The 15,164-nt window shown below is 71.3% G+C and carries 15 protein-coding genes and 2 tRNA genes; 10 read left to right on the forward strand and 7 right to left on the reverse strand.

The window, feature by feature from the left end:
• Window positions 1-64: 64 nt before the first annotated feature.
• Window positions 65-3,658 carry a tetratricopeptide repeat protein gene (locus tag MWU75_RS00145; RefSeq protein WP_247087264.1) on the forward strand — a complete coding sequence of 1,198 codons (3,594 nt, stop codon included), beginning with the start codon at window positions 65-67 and terminating at the stop codon, window positions 3,656-3,658.
• Between the two features lie 57 nt (window positions 3,659-3,715).
• Here the strand turns inward: MWU75_RS00145 and MWU75_RS00150 are convergent, their stop codons facing one another.
• Complete coding sequence (locus tag MWU75_RS00150; protein ID WP_247087266.1) at window positions 3,716-4,591, reverse strand: alpha/beta hydrolase; 876 nt, start codon at window positions 4,589-4,591, stop codon at window positions 3,716-3,718.
• 84 nt (window positions 4,592-4,675) lie between these two features.
• Here MWU75_RS00150 and MWU75_RS00155 point away from each other — a divergent pair, with 84 nt between their 5' ends.
• The 3 genes from MWU75_RS00155 to lhgO are packed head-to-tail and all read left to right on the forward strand — an operon-like array spanning window position 4,676 to window position 7,454.
• Window positions 4,676-5,170, forward strand: a complete 495-nt coding sequence (locus tag MWU75_RS00155) for a SigE family RNA polymerase sigma factor (RefSeq protein WP_247087268.1) — start codon at window positions 4,676-4,678, stop codon at window positions 5,168-5,170.
• Window positions 5,163-6,209: a hypothetical protein gene (locus MWU75_RS00160; protein WP_247087270.1), complete on the forward strand. Its 1,047-nt coding sequence runs from the start codon at window positions 5,163-5,165 to the stop codon at window positions 6,207-6,209. Before MWU75_RS00155 ends, MWU75_RS00160 begins: the two co-directional genes overlap by 8 nt.
• Window positions 6,210-6,257: 48 nt before the next feature.
• Entirely contained in the window at window positions 6,258-7,454 is a 1,197-nt protein-coding gene (gene lhgO / locus MWU75_RS00165; protein ID WP_247087272.1) for an L-2-hydroxyglutarate oxidase, read from the forward strand.
• Between the two features lie 348 nt (window positions 7,455-7,802).
• Here the strand turns inward: lhgO and MWU75_RS00170 are convergent, their stop codons facing one another.
• Together MWU75_RS00170 and upp are read right to left on the reverse strand one after the other, a co-directional pair.
• Entirely contained in the window at window positions 7,803-8,963 is a 1,161-nt protein-coding gene (locus tag MWU75_RS00170) for a pyridoxal phosphate-dependent aminotransferase (protein WP_247087274.1), read from the reverse strand.
• Between the two features lie 67 nt (window positions 8,964-9,030).
• Window positions 9,031-9,669 carry a uracil phosphoribosyltransferase gene (gene upp, locus MWU75_RS00175; protein WP_247087276.1) on the reverse strand — a complete coding sequence of 213 codons (639 nt, stop codon included), beginning with the start codon at window positions 9,667-9,669 and terminating at the stop codon, window positions 9,031-9,033.
• Window positions 9,670-9,824: 155 nt separating this feature from the next.
• Here upp and MWU75_RS00180 point away from each other — a divergent pair, with 155 nt between their 5' ends.
• From MWU75_RS00180 to MWU75_RS00195, 4 genes are all read left to right on the forward strand, one after another.
• Entirely contained in the window at window positions 9,825-10,682 is an 858-nt protein-coding gene (locus MWU75_RS00180) for an alpha/beta hydrolase (protein WP_247087278.1), read from the forward strand.
• A 41-nt stretch (window positions 10,683-10,723) separates the two neighbouring features.
• A complete protein-coding gene (locus MWU75_RS00185) occupies window positions 10,724-11,161 on the forward strand; it encodes a nucleoside deaminase (RefSeq protein ID WP_247088103.1) in 438 nt (145 codons plus the stop codon).
• A gap of 10 nt (window positions 11,162-11,171) precedes the next feature.
• A tRNA-Ser gene (locus tag MWU75_RS00190) sits at window positions 11,172-11,261 on the forward strand.
• Between the two features lie 116 nt (window positions 11,262-11,377).
• Window positions 11,378-11,467 (forward strand) — tRNA-Ser (locus MWU75_RS00195).
• Between the two features lie 40 nt (window positions 11,468-11,507).
• Here MWU75_RS00195 and MWU75_RS00200 read toward each other — a convergent pair.
• Entirely contained in the window at window positions 11,508-11,897 is a 390-nt protein-coding gene (locus MWU75_RS00200; RefSeq protein WP_247087280.1) for a hypothetical protein, read from the reverse strand.
• 139 nt (window positions 11,898-12,036) lie between these two features.
• Between MWU75_RS00200 and MWU75_RS00205 the strand changes: the two genes are divergently transcribed.
• Window positions 12,037-12,675 (forward strand): class I SAM-dependent methyltransferase, encoded by a 639-nt coding sequence (locus MWU75_RS00205; protein WP_247087282.1) that lies wholly within the window; start codon window positions 12,037-12,039, stop codon window positions 12,673-12,675.
• On the opposite strand, the gene MWU75_RS00210 is transcribed toward MWU75_RS00205, so the two are convergent.
• Both MWU75_RS00210 and MWU75_RS00215 read right to left on the reverse strand, forming a co-directional pair.
• Window positions 12,672-12,875, reverse strand: a complete 204-nt coding sequence (locus MWU75_RS00210; protein ID WP_247087284.1) for a CDGSH iron-sulfur domain-containing protein — start codon at window positions 12,873-12,875, stop codon at window positions 12,672-12,674. The genes MWU75_RS00205 and MWU75_RS00210 overlap by 4 nt on opposite strands.
• Window positions 12,872-13,852, reverse strand: a complete 981-nt coding sequence (locus tag MWU75_RS00215) for an iron-containing redox enzyme family protein (RefSeq protein ID WP_247087286.1) — start codon at window positions 13,850-13,852, stop codon at window positions 12,872-12,874. Before MWU75_RS00215 ends, MWU75_RS00210 begins: the two co-directional genes overlap by 4 nt.
• Before the next feature lie 102 nt (window positions 13,853-13,954).
• On the opposite strand from MWU75_RS00215, the gene MWU75_RS00220 reads away from it, so the two are divergent.
• Entirely contained in the window at window positions 13,955-14,599 is a 645-nt protein-coding gene (locus tag MWU75_RS00220) for an alpha/beta hydrolase (protein WP_247087288.1), read from the forward strand.
• Here MWU75_RS00220 and MWU75_RS00225 read toward each other — a convergent pair.
• A complete protein-coding gene (locus tag MWU75_RS00225; RefSeq protein ID WP_247087290.1) occupies window positions 14,583-15,110 on the reverse strand; it encodes a YdeI/OmpD-associated family protein in 528 nt (175 codons plus the stop codon). The genes MWU75_RS00220 and MWU75_RS00225 overlap by 17 nt on opposite strands.
• Window positions 15,111-15,164: the final 54 nt, after the last annotated feature.

A 15,164-nucleotide genomic window follows, 5' to 3' on the forward strand; every position in this document is an offset into this window, starting at 1 on the left:
TACGATCCGACGGACAAGCGGGCCATCCTCGGAGCGTCGATGACCCGAGACCGGAGGGTGAGCAGTGCATACTGAGACCAGGTCGCTCGAGCCGGTGTTCGTCGGTGAGCACCGCCAGTTGCTCGTTGAAGGGCTCGTGGCCGCCTTCGATCAGGTCAATGCGAGCAGCCAACCGCTCTGGGTGGCGCTGGAGGCGCCGTCCGGGTGGGGCAAGACCCGGGTCGCCCGAGAGTTCTATGCCCAACTGGCTGCCCGCCGGCAGCACACCCCTCCCTACTGGCCGCCGACCATACTCGGCAGCCGGCCCGACCTCGCCGTCGACGATGTGTCGGCACGGCGCAAGCGGGTCTACCCTCACGTCCGCCACGTGCCCAACAGCCTCCCGGCGTACCTCTGGTGGGGGATTGCGGCGTCCGTGCGCAACGGCATCCCCACCTTCGCGCTGGCCGAGGACATCGGGCAGCTCGAGGCGCACGCGCCCTACCTTGACGACGCGTGGGCGCGGCTGGCGCGGTGGTCCGAGCGGCACGGTGACTGGTGGCGACAGCCGCTGTCCGCCGTCGGTCAGGAGACCGTCAGTGAGCTGTCCGGGCGGATCGTCGAGTCGCTCGCCGGGTTCGCCGTCCCCGGGCTCGGACTCGTCGGGACGGCGTTGGGAGCGTTGAGATCGGCTCGTGCCGATGCGCGGGAGCGGCGCGACCGGCTCAGTGGCGCCGAGGAAATCACGGCGGCCACCTACGACATCGTCGACGAGGCCTGTGACCTGCTGACCCGGCTCGGGCGACCTGGCCTGCCGGTCGTGCTCTTCGTCGAGGACCTGCATGCCGCCGATGACGTGCTGGCCGAGCTGCTGGAGCGCTTGGTGGTTTCCGCCGCCGCGGTGCTCATCGTGACGACGGCCTGGCCAGGTCACGTGGCGGGCCGGCCACGGGTCCTCGCAGCGCTGGCGCGTGATCCCTCGCGCGTCATCCGTGTCGATCACGAGACGACGGCTGCCGCGGCGCCCTTCCCCCCTGGCGCCTCCCTCGGGCCGCTTGGCACGGCGGAGCTCGGGGCGATCATCCGGCACTACTATCCCGCGGCCGAGGCTGCCACGGTGGGCATGCTCGTCGAGCGGTATCGCAACCCACTGGCGATCGAGTTGTTCTGTCTCCTCGACCGCTACCGCACGCGCTTTGCGGCCGGCGACCTACGGCTGCCACGCAGTGAGGTGGACCGACTGCCCGAGACCGTGCGCGACCTCTATCGCCACCTGTGGCGCGAGCTTCCCGAGGCCTCTCGGCGCGGGCTCACCCTGGCCGGCCTGGCGATCCCCACGAACAGGGGTGGCGCACTGCTGGCCGATCCCGTGTGGCACAACCCGCTCGTCCTCGAGGCCGTGGCCGTCCTCGGCACGGGCGCTGCGTCCGAGGAGGTCAGCGCAGCGCTGACGTCGTCACCAGCCACGAGGGCGTGGGCGCGGCCTCTCGGAGCAAGCCTGCGCCAGTTCCACGAGGACGACCAGTGGCGGGTCGCGGTGGCTGACGACGAGTTCTTCTGGGAGTCCGATCGTGACGCCTTCCTCACCGCGCTCGCCGAGGCGCTGACGGCGGCGACCGAGCACGCCCGGTGGGATACACCCGAGGACCGTGCCCATGCCGCCCAGCTCGCAATCGGCCTCCGCGGACGTGGGCTGCTGGCCGACGATGCCCTGGCCAGGGCGGTGCAGGGGGCCGTCGATGACCTCTGGGCGAGCCCACGTGAGCTGCCCTCCATCGTGCGTCTCACGGCTGCGGCTCTGGAGCACCTGGACGCCACCGCCCCGGCGGCGCTGGTCCTCCGTCGTGCCCACGCCTGCGCCCGCGACGACCTCGGTGAGCACCGGGACGCCGCTGATCTGCTCCACACCCTGCTGGCCGACTGTGCGCACGTGCACGGGGAGAGCCACCCGACAACGCTCAACGTGCGCAACCGTCTGGCGAACGCCACCCGGTCCGCTGGGCGGCCCGAGGAGGCGCTGCTCATCTATCAGGGAAACCTGACCGACCAGCTTCGGGTGCTCGGCGAGGACCATCGCGCCGTGCGCACCACCCGGAACAACCTGGCCAACGCCTACCTCGAGGTCGGTCGTGTCGACGACGCCTTGCCATTGCTCGAGGACGCGGTCGAAGCATCGACGCGCGCTGACGGACCACTCGATGTGTACACGCTCCAACTGCGCAACAACCTCGCCGCCGCCTACGGCCGCGCGGGCCGCGACGAGGACGAGCTCACTCTGCTCGAGGCCACCGTCGATGACATGACAGTGGGGCTCGGCGCCAAACACCCCTCCCTGCTCAACGCACGCCTCAACCTCGCGAGCGCGTATGGCGATCGTGATCAGGTCGGCGTCGCGATCCGGCGGCTGGAGGAGCTCGTCCCCGATCTTGAGCAATTTCTCGGTGACCGGCATCCCACCACCTTCAAGGCACGCAACGTGCTCGGCGGGATGTATCGAGCGGACGACCGCGTCGAGGAGGCACTCGATCTGCACTCCCGGTTGTATGACGCCACGGTGGAGACCTTCGGGCTGGAGCACCCGCTGGCGGCGGTCATGCTGAACGACCTCGCGATCACCCAGTTCACCGCCGGTGATCACGACCAGGCTCTCGCACTCTTCGAGCGGTGCCTTGACGATCGGCGTAAACTGCTCGGCACCGATCATCCGGACAGCCTCACCACGGAGTCCAACCTGGCGCGCACGCTGATCGCCATGGGACACACCGAGAGGGCCCTCGGTCTCCTCGAGCCCCTGCTGACCCGCATGGCTGCGGTCCACGGCCCCGACTCCTCGCGGCTGCTGGACCTACGCGAGCACGCCGCACTCGCCTACGACAGCGCCGGACGCGCGGACGACGCACGGCGGCAGGCGGCCGAGCTGGTCAGGGCCCGCGCACGCGTGCAGGGCGCGCTCCATCCCGACACCGTCGTCGCCCTCGACTGGCTGCTAAACCATCTCGTCGCCGGCTCCGATCTCGAGGAGCTCGTGAGCTGGCGCGCCTGGCATGTCGAGCGGGTCGGGGAGGCGTATGGCGTCACAGCCCGGGAGACGATCACCGCGCGCCAGGAGCTTGCCTACGCGCACCAGCTCGCCGGTGCTCAGGAGGAGGCGACAGCCTATGCCGAGCAGACCCTCGCCCTGTGCCTCGACGCACTCGGGGCCGACGACGAGCAGACCCTGGTCAGTCGCAATCTCCTGGCCAACACCCTTTTCGGAGCGCAGCAGTATGCGCGCGCCGGTGCTCTCTACGCCCTCAATCTCGAGGAGTGGCGGCGGGTGGCCGGTGAAGATGCGTCGGGAACGCTCGCAGCCATGCACAACCTGGCGCTCTGCCGTGAGCACGAGGATGACCGGGCTGCCGCACGGCGGGGCTATTCGGCTGCCGCCGAGGGACGAGCCCGGGTGCTCGGCGAGGACGACCCTGACACGCTCGCCTCGCGCGTGGGCGCCGCATCAGTGCTCGCCGATTCGCGGCAGACGGTCGCCGAGCTTGAGCCAGTGCTCGCCCGCGCTGTCGAGATCCTCGGCTCGACGCACGAGACGACCCGCTGGGCGCGCCGTCGCCTGATCGCCGCCTACCGCGACCTCGACGAGGACGAACGCGCGACAGCTCTCGAGACGGCTGATGCCGGGTCGTGAGGGCCGATCAGTCTCGTGCGAGGCGTGGGCGCTGCCAACAACGTCGTCTCGTGAGGGCTACTTAGACTGGTTGGCGAGCACCTCGTGCAGCCGCACCGCGAACGCCTTCGCCTGGCCGGGCCACGGGTCGTTCTCGCCGGCGAAGCCGCCGTGGTGGCTCGGGAACTCCACCGCCTCCTGGCCGAGCAGGGCGGCGACTGACTTGGCTGCACGACCCATCATCACGTCCGCCGACTCCTCGCCGTGCGCCAGCACGATGCGGGTGGGTGCGGCCTGCAGGGCGGCCACGTCGGGGCGGTAGGAGGTGATCGCCTCGGACCGGTCGGACATCAGCGGGTCGTCGCGCGACCCGTCGTCCTCGGTCGGCAGCCCGAACTGTGCCGGGTCGGGCGCGGGCTGGGCGAAGTAGGCATCGGTGAACTCGCCCTGCCACGAGCTCATCGCTATGAAGCCCGCCATGCCGGCGCCCCACCCCCTGTCCCGGTAGGCCTGCTGGAACGCCACCGTCGCGCGCCGGGTGGCCTCCGCGTCGGGCAGGACGTCGACCAGCGGCGGCTCGTGCGCCACGAGGGTCCGCACGTCGTCGGAGTATGCCGTCACGAGCGCGAGCGCTGTCACCGCGCCCCCGCTGCTGGCAAAGAGGTCGACGGGGCCGCCGACGGCCTCGATCACGGCGTGCACGTCGCCGCCCTGGATCTCGGGGTCGTTGCCGACCTGACCGTCGGACCTGGTGCTCCGCCCCATGCCCCGAGGGTCGTAGGTGACGACCGTGCGGTCGGGGAACTCGGCCGCCAGTGCGGCGAAGCCGCTGGCGTCCATCGGCTGGCCGATCATCAGCAGCGGCGGCTGACCGTCCGCGGTCGGGAGCGGGCCGTGCACGTCATACGTGACCTCAGCCCCGTCGGTGGCAATGGTGTGCGTCGTTGTCGTCATGATCTGTCGACCCTACGGACCATCGGAACTCATCGCCCCCAGAATTGGGGGGAACCAGAATCCCGTCAGAAGGGTGTAGTTGACATGGGACTGGACCCGGACGTTGGCCTGGCCGACTACTACCCGCTGGCGTTCCGGCGACTCGTCGGGACGCTGCGGGTGATGGGTGTGCCCGGCGCCGACGCGAGCGAGGTCGCGCAGGAGGCGTTCGTCCGGCTGATCCCGCGATGGGACCAGATCCGCACCTACGACAGCCCGGACGGGTGGCTCCGCACCGTCGCGTGGCGGATCTGGCTCAACCGCCGCCGCAAGGACCGTCGCACGTTGGTCCTTGACGACCTGCCCGAGCCGCCGCACCCGGAGGGCGTGAGCGACACCGAGCGGCTCAGCCTGCTGCAGGCGCTCAAGGACCTGCCGGCGGGTCACCGCGAGGTCGTCGTCCTGCACTACCTGCACGACCTGCCCGTCGCGCGCATCGCCACCGAGCTCGACGTCGCCCAGGGTACGGTCAAGTCCCGCCTCTCCCGCGCCAGGTCCACCCTGGCCGCCGCACTCACCCTGGAGGTCGACGATGTCTGAGCGCGACCACATCCCTGAGCCGGTTCACGAGGCCAGGCTGGCCACGCTCCTGCGGGAGGAGGCCGCCCGGGCGAGCGACGGCATACTGCCTCCGCCGCTGGAGGAACTCCAGAGCCGAGGCATCTCCCGGCGTCGGCGTCCGTGGCTGGTCGGCGCAGCAGCCCTTGCCGCGGCCGCGGTGATCGGTGCCGTCGTCTGGGCGAACCTGCCCTCCACCGACGGGCAGGTCGGTCCGGCCGGCGAGTTCGTGCCACCCGCCGACGGTCCGATCGCCGACACGTTCGAGGTGCCCACCTTCGACTGGGACGAGTCCGGCGGCGACGGGGCGCTGGTCGCCGGAGCCCTCGCGTTCACCGACGCCGGCTGCCCGTTGCTGGTCTTCGGGGAGAGCGCGACCCCGCTGTTCTTCCCGAACGCGACCGGGGTCACGTACGACAACGGGGTGCGGGGGGTCGTCGACGCGCAGGGTCGTGTCTACGCCACCGAGGGGCAGCCGATGGAGTATGCCGGGGGCTGGGCCGAGCCGATGACCGGCGAGCTCGCGCAGGCCTGGGACAGCCTGTGCGCTGACACCCCGGCGCGGGACGCGGTGTACGTCAACGACATCGCCGCGATCGATCCGCTGGCAGAGTCTCCCGAGGTGCCGGGCGACTTGCCCACGGTGCCCACCACCCGGGAGGAGGCCGGCTGGTTCGACGTGCCGACCTACGCCTTCGACCCGGACGGCCCGCGCGAGGACGCGCTGATCGAGGGCACGGTGGAGTTCACCGACGAGGGCTGCCCCGTCGTGGAGACGGACGGGGTGCGGACGGGGCTGATCTTCCCCAACGCCGAGGGCTTCCAGGCGCCCGGCACCGACGACCCACGCCTGGTCTACTCCGTCTTTGGGGACGGCTCCTCGGCGGCCATGGCCCAGGAGGGTGAGCCGGTCTCCTGGGGCGGTGGCGGTGGGCCGGCCGACGACGAGCGCTGGACGTCGGTGTGTCAGGAGTCCCCGGTCGACGCGGTCTTCATCGTCCAGGACACGCCCTTCGACTGACCGCGACCCGCTGGGGGCTGCGACACTCTCCCTGAGAGAGGGGGCGGCATGGAGGACGTCGTCGTCATCGGTGCGGGCATCGTGGGTCTGGCCACCGCCCGGGCGCTGCTGCGCGCCCGCCCCGGCCTGTCCGTGACCGTCCTCGACAAGGCGGACGACGTCGCCACCGCCCAGACCGGTCACAACTCGGGCGTCATCCACGCCGGCATCTACTACGCCCCCGGCTCGCTCAAGGCGAGGCTGTGCCGCGCGGGGGAGGCTGCGACGAAGGCCTTCTGCGACGAGCACGGCATCTCGTATGCCGTGCCCGGCAAGTTGGTCGTCGCCACCGAAGAGCCCGAGGTCGTGCGGCTGCGCGCGCTGGGCGAGCGGGCGGCGCAGAACGGGATCGAGCTCGAGTCGGTCGACGGGGCCAGGCTGCGTGCGCTGGAGCCGAACGTCCGGGGCCTGGAGGCGCTGCTGTCCCCGGCGACCGGGATCGTGGACTTCCGCGAGGTCGCCCGCGCCATGGCTGCCGAACTGGTGGCGTCGGGTGTGCGGGTCGTCACCCGGGCGGCCGTGCGGTCCATCGCCGAGGACGGCACGGGCGTGCACCTGGAGTCCGACACCGGGGAGTTGCGAGCCCGCGCGCTGGTCGCCTGCGCCGGACTGCAGGCCGACCGGGTCGCCCGGATGGGCGGGCTCGACGTGAGGTTCCGGATCGTGCCCTTCCGCGGGGAGTACTACCAGCTGCCCGCCGCCAAGAACGATCTCGTGACGCGGCTCATCTATCCGGTGCCCGACCCGGAGCTGCCCTTCCTCGGGGTGCACCTCTCGCCCACGATCGACGGCCGCGTGACGGTCGGCCCCAACGCGGTCCTCGGCCTGTCCCGGGAGGGCTATCCCAGGGGAGCTGTCCGCCTGCGGGACGTGGCGTCATACTCGCTGTTCCCGGGGATGTGGCGGTTCGGGCGAGGCAACCTGCGGACCGGGCTGTCGGAGGCGCGCGACTCGGTCTTCCGGTCGGGCTACCTGCGGCAGGTGCAGAAGTACGCCCCGTCGCTCACGGTCGAGGACCTGCTGCCCTATCCGGCCGGGATCCGTGCGCAGGCGATCACTCGCACCGGGCGGCCCGTGGAGGACTTCCTGCTGCGGCACACCGCCCGCCAGGTCCACGTGTGCAACGCACCCTCCCCGGCGGCGACTTCGGCGATCCCGATCGGCGAGCGGGTCGGTCGGTCCGTCCTGGGTGTGCTCGACCGGTGAGCGGGCCGGAGGCTCGCGGCGGAGGTGACCCCAGCGGTGGGCGTCAGGCAGGGTCCTCGGAGACGTGACACTGGTGCACGACACGCACCAGTCCAGGGCTGGTGCACGCCACGCGCCAGGCCAAAACCTGGTGCACGCCACGCGCCGGCCCAAGACCTGGTGCACGCCACGCACCAGCCCAAGACCTGGTGCATGACAGACGCCAGCCCGGGGCTGGTGCATCAGGGACACCAATGTCACGTCTCCGAGAGGTGGCCACCCGGGCAGTGCTCACGCACGCAACAACCCGAGGCGGCCATCCGGGCAGTGCTCACGCACGCAATAACGAGACGTCCACCCGGGCAGTGCTTACGTACGCAACAAGCCCGAGGCGTCCAACCGGTCGAGCGCCTCGTCGATCTCCCCGGTGCCGCCGGCGAAGCTGAGCCGCACCCACTGGTGGCCGTGCACGGTGTCGAAGTCGACGCCCGGCGTCAGCGCCACCCCGGTCGCGGCCAGCACGTCCTGGCACCACCGCAGCGAGTCGTCGGTCAGGTGCGAGATGTCGCACCAGGCGTAGAACGCGCCGTCCGGGGGAGCGAACGAGGTGAGCCCCAGCTCGGGCAGACGGCGCAGCAGCAGGTCCCGGTTCTCGGCATACCGCGCGACGTGGCCGTCCAGCTCCCGCTGGGCCTCGGGGGTGAAGGCGGCCAGCGCGGCGTGCTGGGAGATCGCCGGCGGGCAGATGTTGAGGTTCCCGGTCAGCACCTCCATCGGCCGACGCAGCGCCTCGGGCACGATCGCCCAGCCAAGGCGCCAGCCGGTCATCGAGAAGTACTTGCTGACCGAGCCCACCACGACCGACTCGCGGCTGGTCTGCCAGGCGCTCGCGACCGGCCGGCCGTAGGTCACGCCGTGATAGATCTCGTCGCTGATCAGCAGGCAGCCGGCCTCCTCGCACCAGCGGGCGATCGCCGCGAGCTCGTCGGCGTCGATCACCGTGCCGGTCGGGTTGGCCGGGCTGGCCACGATCAATCCCTTCGGCGGCTCCGGCAGGGCTTCCAGCATGGCCACGGTCGGCTGGTAGCGCGTCTCCGGGCCGCAGTCGAGCTCGAGCACCTCGCAGCCGAGGGCGGCCAGCGTGTTCCGGTATGCCGGATAACCCGGCCGTGTCATGGCCACCCGGTCACCAGCCTCGAAGGCCGCCAGGAACAGTGTCGTGAACGCGCCGGAGCTGCCGGTCATGACGATCACGTCAGCGGGGTCGACGTCCACGGCATATGAGTCCCGGTGGTGCTCGGCGATGGCCTGCCGGAGGGGCAGTATGCCGGTCGCCTCGGTGTAGCCGAGCACCTCACCCTGGAGGGCACTCACCGCCGCCTCGCGGACCGCCCGGGGTGCCGGCGTGGACGGCTGCCCCGCGCACAGGAAGATCGCGTCACCGTGCGTGCGCTCCCGCTCGGCCGCGGCCGCGAGCACCTCCATCACGTGGAACGGCTCGACGTTGCTGCGGCTGGACGCGGTCACCATGCAGGCAACCTATCCGGCCGTGCGTGTGGCCCGGGTGGGGGACGGTGGACGCCCCGTGCCCGCCTGCTCAGATCACTCCGTAGAGCCGATCGCCCGCGTCGCCGAGACCGGGCACGATGTAGCCGTGCTCGTTGAGCCGCTCGTCGATGGCGCCGGTGACGAGCGTGACCGGCGGCTCCAGATCCTTCAGCTCCTCCTCCAGCAGCGCGATGCCCTCTGGGGCGCTGAGGAGCGTGATGGCGGTGATGTCGTGGGCGCCCCGCTCGGCCAGGAAGTGGACCGCCGCAGCGAGGGTGCCGCCGGTCGCGAGCATCGGGTCCAGGGCGTAGCACTGCCGGTTCGACAGGTCGTCCGGCAGCCGGTTGGCGTAGGTGTGCGCCTCGAGGGTCTCCTCGTTGCGGACCATGCCCAGGAAGCCGACCTCGGCGGTGGGCAGCATCCGCATCATCCCGTCGAGCATCCCGAGCCCGGCCCGCAGGATCGGCACCACGAGCGGCTTGGGCGTCGACAGGTGGATGCCCGTCGTCGGGGCGACGGGGGTCTCGATCTCGAACGGGCTGACCCGCACCTCGCGCGTCGCCTCGTAGGCCAGGAGTGTGACCAGCTCATCGGCCAGCCGACGGAAGGTCGGGGTGTCGGTCCGCTTGTCGCGCAGGTAGGTGAGTTTGTGGGCGATCAGCGGGTGGTCGGCAACGTGGACGCGCATACTGCGAACCTACCTGCTGGGCCTGGCTGCGACGACCCCCTCGGGCGGGGACCGCTCAGTTTCGTCCGGCGTCCTGGTCGGTCCGGGTGCCGAAAAGAAATCGGCCGGACCGGCAGCCGCCTGGCAGGCTGGACCCGAGGACGTGAGGAGGAACCATGACGACATCAGCGGAAACCACCGGCACAGCACCCATCGAGACTGGCTACGCACCGGTCAACGGGCTGCAGATGTACTACGAGCTGCACGGCCCCGACACCGGCACCCCACTGCTCCTGCTCCACGGCGGCCTGTTCAACATCGACCTGCAGTTCGGGCCGCTGCTGCCCGGCCTGAGCGAGGGCCGGCGCGTCATCGCGACCGACTTCCAGGGTCACGGGCGCACCAACGACGCCGACCGGCTCCTGACGACTGCCGGCCTGACCGCCGACGTGGTCGCCCTGCTGGAGCACCTGGGGGTGGGCGAGGTCGACGTCTTCGGTTACAGCGTCGGCGGTGCCGTCGCGCTGCAGCTGAGCATCGAGCACCCGGAGCTGATCCGGCGGGCCATCATCTCCTCGGTCTCCTTCGACCCCTCCGGCAACCGCGGCTCGGAGAACGCCGAGGCCGTCGCGGAGATGACGGTCGACATGATTGCGGGGACCCCGATGGAGGCCGACTATCTCGCCAAGTCGCCCCACCCCGACAAGTTGCAGACGCTGCTGGACAAGCTCGGCTCCTACGGCGCGGGCGAGGACGGCTGGTCCGAGGACGCGATCCGGGGCATCACTGCGTCGACCCTGTTCACGGTGGGCGACTCCGACATGGTTCGTCTCGAGCACGCGATCCGGTTCCTGCAGCTGCGCGGCGGTGATGTCAACGGCGACTTCGAGGGCGTCCCGTCCTCGCAGCTGGCGGTGCTGCCGGGCACGACCCACTTCGGCGGCCTGGCGAACCCTTCCCTCGTCCTGGAGATCGTGCGCCCCTTCCTCGACGCGGCGGCGTCGCAGGCCTGGGACACGGAGGGCACCGGGTGAGGGAGGTGCCCGTCTGGGGTGCGGGGGAGTATGCCGTGTGGATGCGGGAGGCCCTCGACCTCGCCGCCGGTGCCGAGCAGGGCGGGGACGTGCCGATCGGGGCGCTCGTCATGTCTCCCGACGGCGTGGTCGTCGGTCGCGGGTTCAACGTGCGCGAGGTGCTGCACGACCCGACCGGCCACGCCGAGGTGGTGGCGCTGCGCGAGGCCGGGGCGGCCCTGGGCCGGTGGCGCCTGGAGGACTGCACGCTCGTCGCGACGCTGGAGCCGTGCGCGATGTGCGCCGGTGCCGCGGTGCTCGCGCGGGTGTCCCGGATCGTCTTCGGCGCCTGGGACCCGAAGGCCGGGGCCTGCGGCTCGGTGTGGGATCTGCCGCGCGACCGCAGGGCGCTGCACCGCCCGGAAGTGGTCGGCGGGGTGCTCGAGACCGAGTGCGCCGCGGCCCTCGTCGATTTCTTCGGCCCCCACCGCCTCGGGTAACCTGCCTGGCGGTGGCGTGTCCGAGCGGCCTAAGGAGCACGCCTCGAAAGCGTGTGAGGGCGCAAGTCCTCCGTGGGTTCAAATCCCACCGCCACCGCCAGTTGTCCTGAGTCGCGACACCGTCCACACGGTGTCGCGACTCAGCTGTGTGCGGGGGCGACTGCCGGCNCCTCGTCGATTTCTTCGGCCCCCACCGCCTCGGGTAACCTGCCTGGCGGTGGCGTGTCCGAGCGGCCTAAGGAGCACGCCTCGAAAGCGTGTGAGGGCGCAAGTCCTCCGTGGGTTCAAATCCCACCGCCACCGCCAGTTGTCCTGAGTCGCGACACCGTCCACACGGTGTCGCGACTCAGCTGTGTGCGGGGGCGACTGCCGGCCGGGCCGTTGCGCGGCCGAACAGCCACGCGGCGAGTCCGAACAGGCCGGCGTACATCATCGTGAGCCCCACCAGGTCGAGCACGGACACGTCATCGCGCCCGGGCACCACGGCCACGAGGACGCCCACGGTCACGGCCACCGTGGCGACCGCGGCCGCGACGAGCGTGACCGCCATCCCACGCGCCCGGAACCTGGCCAGGAGCGCACCCAGGACGAGGACCGCGAGGACCGCACCGTAGAGCAGATCGGCACGACCCCCAGACCCGACGATGCCCAGCGCTCCGGCGCCGAGGACGAGGAGGGCGGCGGTCCCCACCGTGACGAGGAGGCCGAGGCGGTATGCGGAGGTGCCGGTGGTCATGACTGCCAGGCTATGACCGGCCTGGGGGCGAAGGTGGGTGGAGCGTGTGAAGGTTGTGTGCAGATGCACAGCGCTCACCGGTCGGCCGCCCTCCGCGCCCCGCCCGCACCGCCTGCGAGCTGCCGTTAGCGTGGACGGGATGACGCCGACGGTGGACTTCTCGGGTCTGCAGATCACCTACGACGAGCGGGTCCTGGAGCCGAGGCGCTGGACCGCCGACCAGTCCCGGTGGGCGGCAGAGCTCATGTCGCTGGCGCCTCCCGGGCCAGTGCTCGAGCTGTGCTGCGGGGCGGGGCACATCGGCCTCCTGGCGACGGCGCTCACCGCCGCTGACACGCGACGGCACCTTGTGGCCGTGGACCTCAACCCCGCCGCGGTCACCCTCTCGACCGCGAACGCCGCTGCCGCCGGACTCGACGACTGGGTCGAGGTCCGTGGCGGAGACATGAGCGAGGTCCTGAGCGACCGCGAGGTCTTCTCGGTGATCATCGCCGACCCGCCGTGGGTGGCGACCGAGCAGACCACCCGTTATCCCGAGGACCCGTTGCTGGCGATCGACGGCGGGCCCGACGGTCTTGCTGTGGCCCGACTCTGCGCGCGGGTCATGCAGGAGCACCTCCACCGCGACGGGGTCGCGGTCCTGCAGCTCGGCGACCTGGACCAGGTCGACGCCCTGGACCTCACGGCATACTGCCTGGAGGTGACAGAGGTGCGGGCAGGTGAGCGCGGGGTGCTCGCCAGCCTGCGGCGACTCGGCCCGGACGCCCGGCCGGCCTAGTCGGGACGCTTGTCCGGGGGCAGCCGCTTGTGGGTGCTGTCGCACCAGGGGAGCCTGCCGGAGAAGCCGCAGCGGCAGACCGCGACGACCGTGCGATCCACTGCGTGCTCGACCCCCTCGCCATCCGTGTAGGTCTGGCACCCGCGCAGGAGCAGGGGCCCTCCCGGGCACACGAGCACCCGCTCGGGCAGGGTCGTCATGCGGCCACGCCCCAGCGACCGAGGATGGCCCGGGCGAAGCGGGCCTCCTGGTCCAGGCAGGTGAAGGCTCCGAAGAAGATGTCCTCGGCCTGGTCCGGCTCGTCGGCGGCCAGCGCGGCACAGATCAGCCGGACGGCGATCTGGTCGTGGACCGAGTCGGCGACGACGTGCTCGGCGTAGTAGTCGATGATCTCCTCGGCCATCCCCAGGCGCTGCAGTCCCTTGACCAGGCGGCCGCTGGGCACCGAACTGGTCACCTCGAACGCGGCCAGGTGACCCATCGAGGCCCCGCGCAGACGCCCGTCGAGCCCGAAGAGCGTCATGACGTTGTTCATCTCGAGCACCTCCAGGGGGCACTCGTCGAGGTAGTCGGCGTAGCGGGTGCTCAGGCCCAGCGCCTCCATCGCCCTCGCGAAGAGGTGTGCGTGCAGGCGGTCGGGGCGGCCCGAGCCGTACTCGTCGTACTGCAGCTCGGCCAGTGCCGCCTTGGGGGCGGTCGTCAGCCGGGGCAGGGTCCAGGTGGAGGGGTCGGACTCCCTCAGGTGATAGATCGAGCGCCACCGCACGAGCTCGAGCACCTGGTCCGCGCTGGCGTGGCTGTGCACGTAGGACGCCACCGACGGCCCGTCGTCGCTCTCGATGAAGGCCATCAGGTCGTCGGCGAAGGTCTCCCGGGACACCTCGTGGCCGGGCCAGCGGGCCCGGAGCCGTGCCTCGAGGTCGCGCTGCAGGTGACGGCGGAGCGCGAGAACGGCCGGCTCCCACTCGGCGTCGGGCGAGACGTCCTCGAAGCCGCGGTAGGACAGCTCGTGCAGCACCCAGAGCGTGAGCGCGGCATCGACCTCGTCGACGTCCTGGGGGTCCCCCGGGTCTGTGGTGAGCCGGCCGGGATCGCTCCGCAGGGTGGTGAGGACGCGCTCGCTCAAGGGCCCTCGCGGGCTCGGCAATGACGCTGCGCGCGTCTCGGCCACGGTCATGCCCTCATTGTTGATCGCGCTCGTCCGCCGCGCCCTCCGTCACGACACCCTCGCTCGCGCCGCCGCCGATGAGTTCCTGCCTCCGGTCGGGTCAGTCCTGCCATGCGCTATCTCCTCGTCCCCGGGGCCGGTGGACAGGCGTGGTACTGGCACCGGCTCGTCCCGCTGCTGCCAGATGCCGTCGCTGTCGAGCTCCCCGCGGCTGATCCGCACGCCGGCCTTGTGGAGTATGCCGACACGATCGTTGCCGCGGCAGGTCCGGATCCCGGGCCGGTCACCGTGGTCGCCCAGTCGATGGGCGGGCTGTCGGCGCCACTGGTCTGCGACGGGCTGGACGTCCGGGAGCTCGTGCTGGTCAACGCGATGATCCCCCGGCCCGGCGAGTCCGGTCATGAGTGGTGGGCCGCGACGGGCCACGCGCTGAGCGAGCCGATGGAGGTGATGCACCACTTCTTCCACGATGTGCCCGAGGACGTCACGGCGGAGGCGATGGCCATGGGTGAGCCACAGCAGACCGAACGGCCGTTCGACGACCCGTGGCCACTGCCGGCGTGGCCCGACGTGCCCACCCGGGTGCTCACGGGCAGCCACGACCGGTTCTTCCCGCCGGACTTCCAGCGTCGAGTGGCGCAGGAACGGCTGGGCCTGCCGGTGGAGCTGGTGCCCGGCGGTCACCTGGCGGCGCTCAGCCGGCCGGAGGGGTTAGCCGCCGCGTTGCTCGGGGTGTCGGTCAGCCCGCGTCGATGAGCTTGCCGCTCCGGGAGAGCTCGGGGTCGGTGCAGGAGGAGAGGTCGAAGCAGCAGGGTCGGCGCTTGCCGTCGCGCAGCTTGGAGACGCTGACCTCGACCCGGCGCTCGCGGGTCGACGGGCTCCTCGTCGACTGGACCCACCGCACCCACTCCCAGCGCGCCATCGGCGTGAGGCTGACCCAGGTGTCGGCCAGGTCGGGAGCGTCGTCGAGCGCCGACCCGAGGTCCTCGGGAATCTCGGGCTCCGGCCACGTCTCGGTCGGCGTGACCTCACAGGTGAGGGTGTCCCCGTCCTCGAGCGCGAGCGTCTCCCGCAACCCGTCGTCGACCGCGACCCAGTGGCCCTTGCGGCCGTCCGGCTCCAGGACGGTGGCGAAGGAGTGCCCGTTGGCCTCCCCCTCGACCGCGACCTGGCCGCGGGAGGGGAGCGCCCCGCTGGCGTCCGCTGGGAGTGGCACGATGAGCCGGTCGCCGATCTGCCGCACGCGTCCTTCGAATGTGATGCTCATGGGCACGACTGTAGTGACGCCCGCAGCCGGTGACTTCTCCATCTGTGATCGATG

The organism is Ornithinimicrobium sp. F0845, assembly GCF_023015765.1.
In the GTDB taxonomy this organism is placed as follows: Bacteria; Actinomycetota; Actinomycetes; order Actinomycetales; family Dermatophilaceae; genus Ornithinicoccus.

Coding starts and splice junctions, on each gene's coding strand:
- MWU75_RS00155 (WP_247087268.1), top strand. CDS start 4,676: ATGGGACTGGACCCGGACGTTGGCCTGGCCGACTACTACCCGCTGGCG.
- MWU75_RS00200 (WP_247087280.1), bottom strand. CDS start 11,897: ATGACCACCGGCACCTCCGCATACCGCCTCGGCCTCCTCGTCACGGTG.
- upp (WP_247087276.1), bottom strand. CDS start 9,669: ATGCGCGTCCACGTTGCCGACCACCCGCTGATCGCCCACAAACTCACC.
- MWU75_RS00160 (WP_247087270.1), top strand. CDS start 5,163: ATGTCTGAGCGCGACCACATCCCTGAGCCGGTTCACGAGGCCAGGCTG.
- MWU75_RS00205 (WP_247087282.1), top strand. CDS start 12,037: ATGACGCCGACGGTGGACTTCTCGGGTCTGCAGATCACCTACGACGAG.
- MWU75_RS00215 (WP_247087286.1), bottom strand. CDS start 13,852: ATGACCGTGGCCGAGACGCGCGCAGCGTCATTGCCGAGCCCGCGAGGG.
- MWU75_RS00220 (WP_247087288.1), top strand. CDS start 13,955: ATGCGCTATCTCCTCGTCCCCGGGGCCGGTGGACAGGCGTGGTACTGG.
- lhgO (WP_247087272.1), top strand. CDS start 6,258: ATGGAGGACGTCGTCGTCATCGGTGCGGGCATCGTGGGTCTGGCCACC.
- MWU75_RS00170 (WP_247087274.1), bottom strand. CDS start 8,963: ATGGTGACCGCGTCCAGCCGCAGCAACGTCGAGCCGTTCCACGTGATG.
- MWU75_RS00185 (WP_247088103.1), top strand. CDS start 10,724: ATGCGGGAGGCCCTCGACCTCGCCGCCGGTGCCGAGCAGGGCGGGGAC.
- MWU75_RS00210 (WP_247087284.1), bottom strand. CDS start 12,875: ATGACGACCCTGCCCGAGCGGGTGCTCGTGTGCCCGGGAGGGCCCCTG.
- MWU75_RS00150 (WP_247087266.1), bottom strand. CDS start 4,591: ATGACGACAACGACGCACACCATTGCCACCGACGGGGCTGAGGTCACG.
- MWU75_RS00180 (WP_247087278.1), top strand. CDS start 9,825: ATGACGACATCAGCGGAAACCACCGGCACAGCACCCATCGAGACTGGC.
- MWU75_RS00225 (WP_247087290.1), bottom strand. CDS start 15,110: ATGAGCATCACATTCGAAGGACGCGTGCGGCAGATCGGCGACCGGCTC.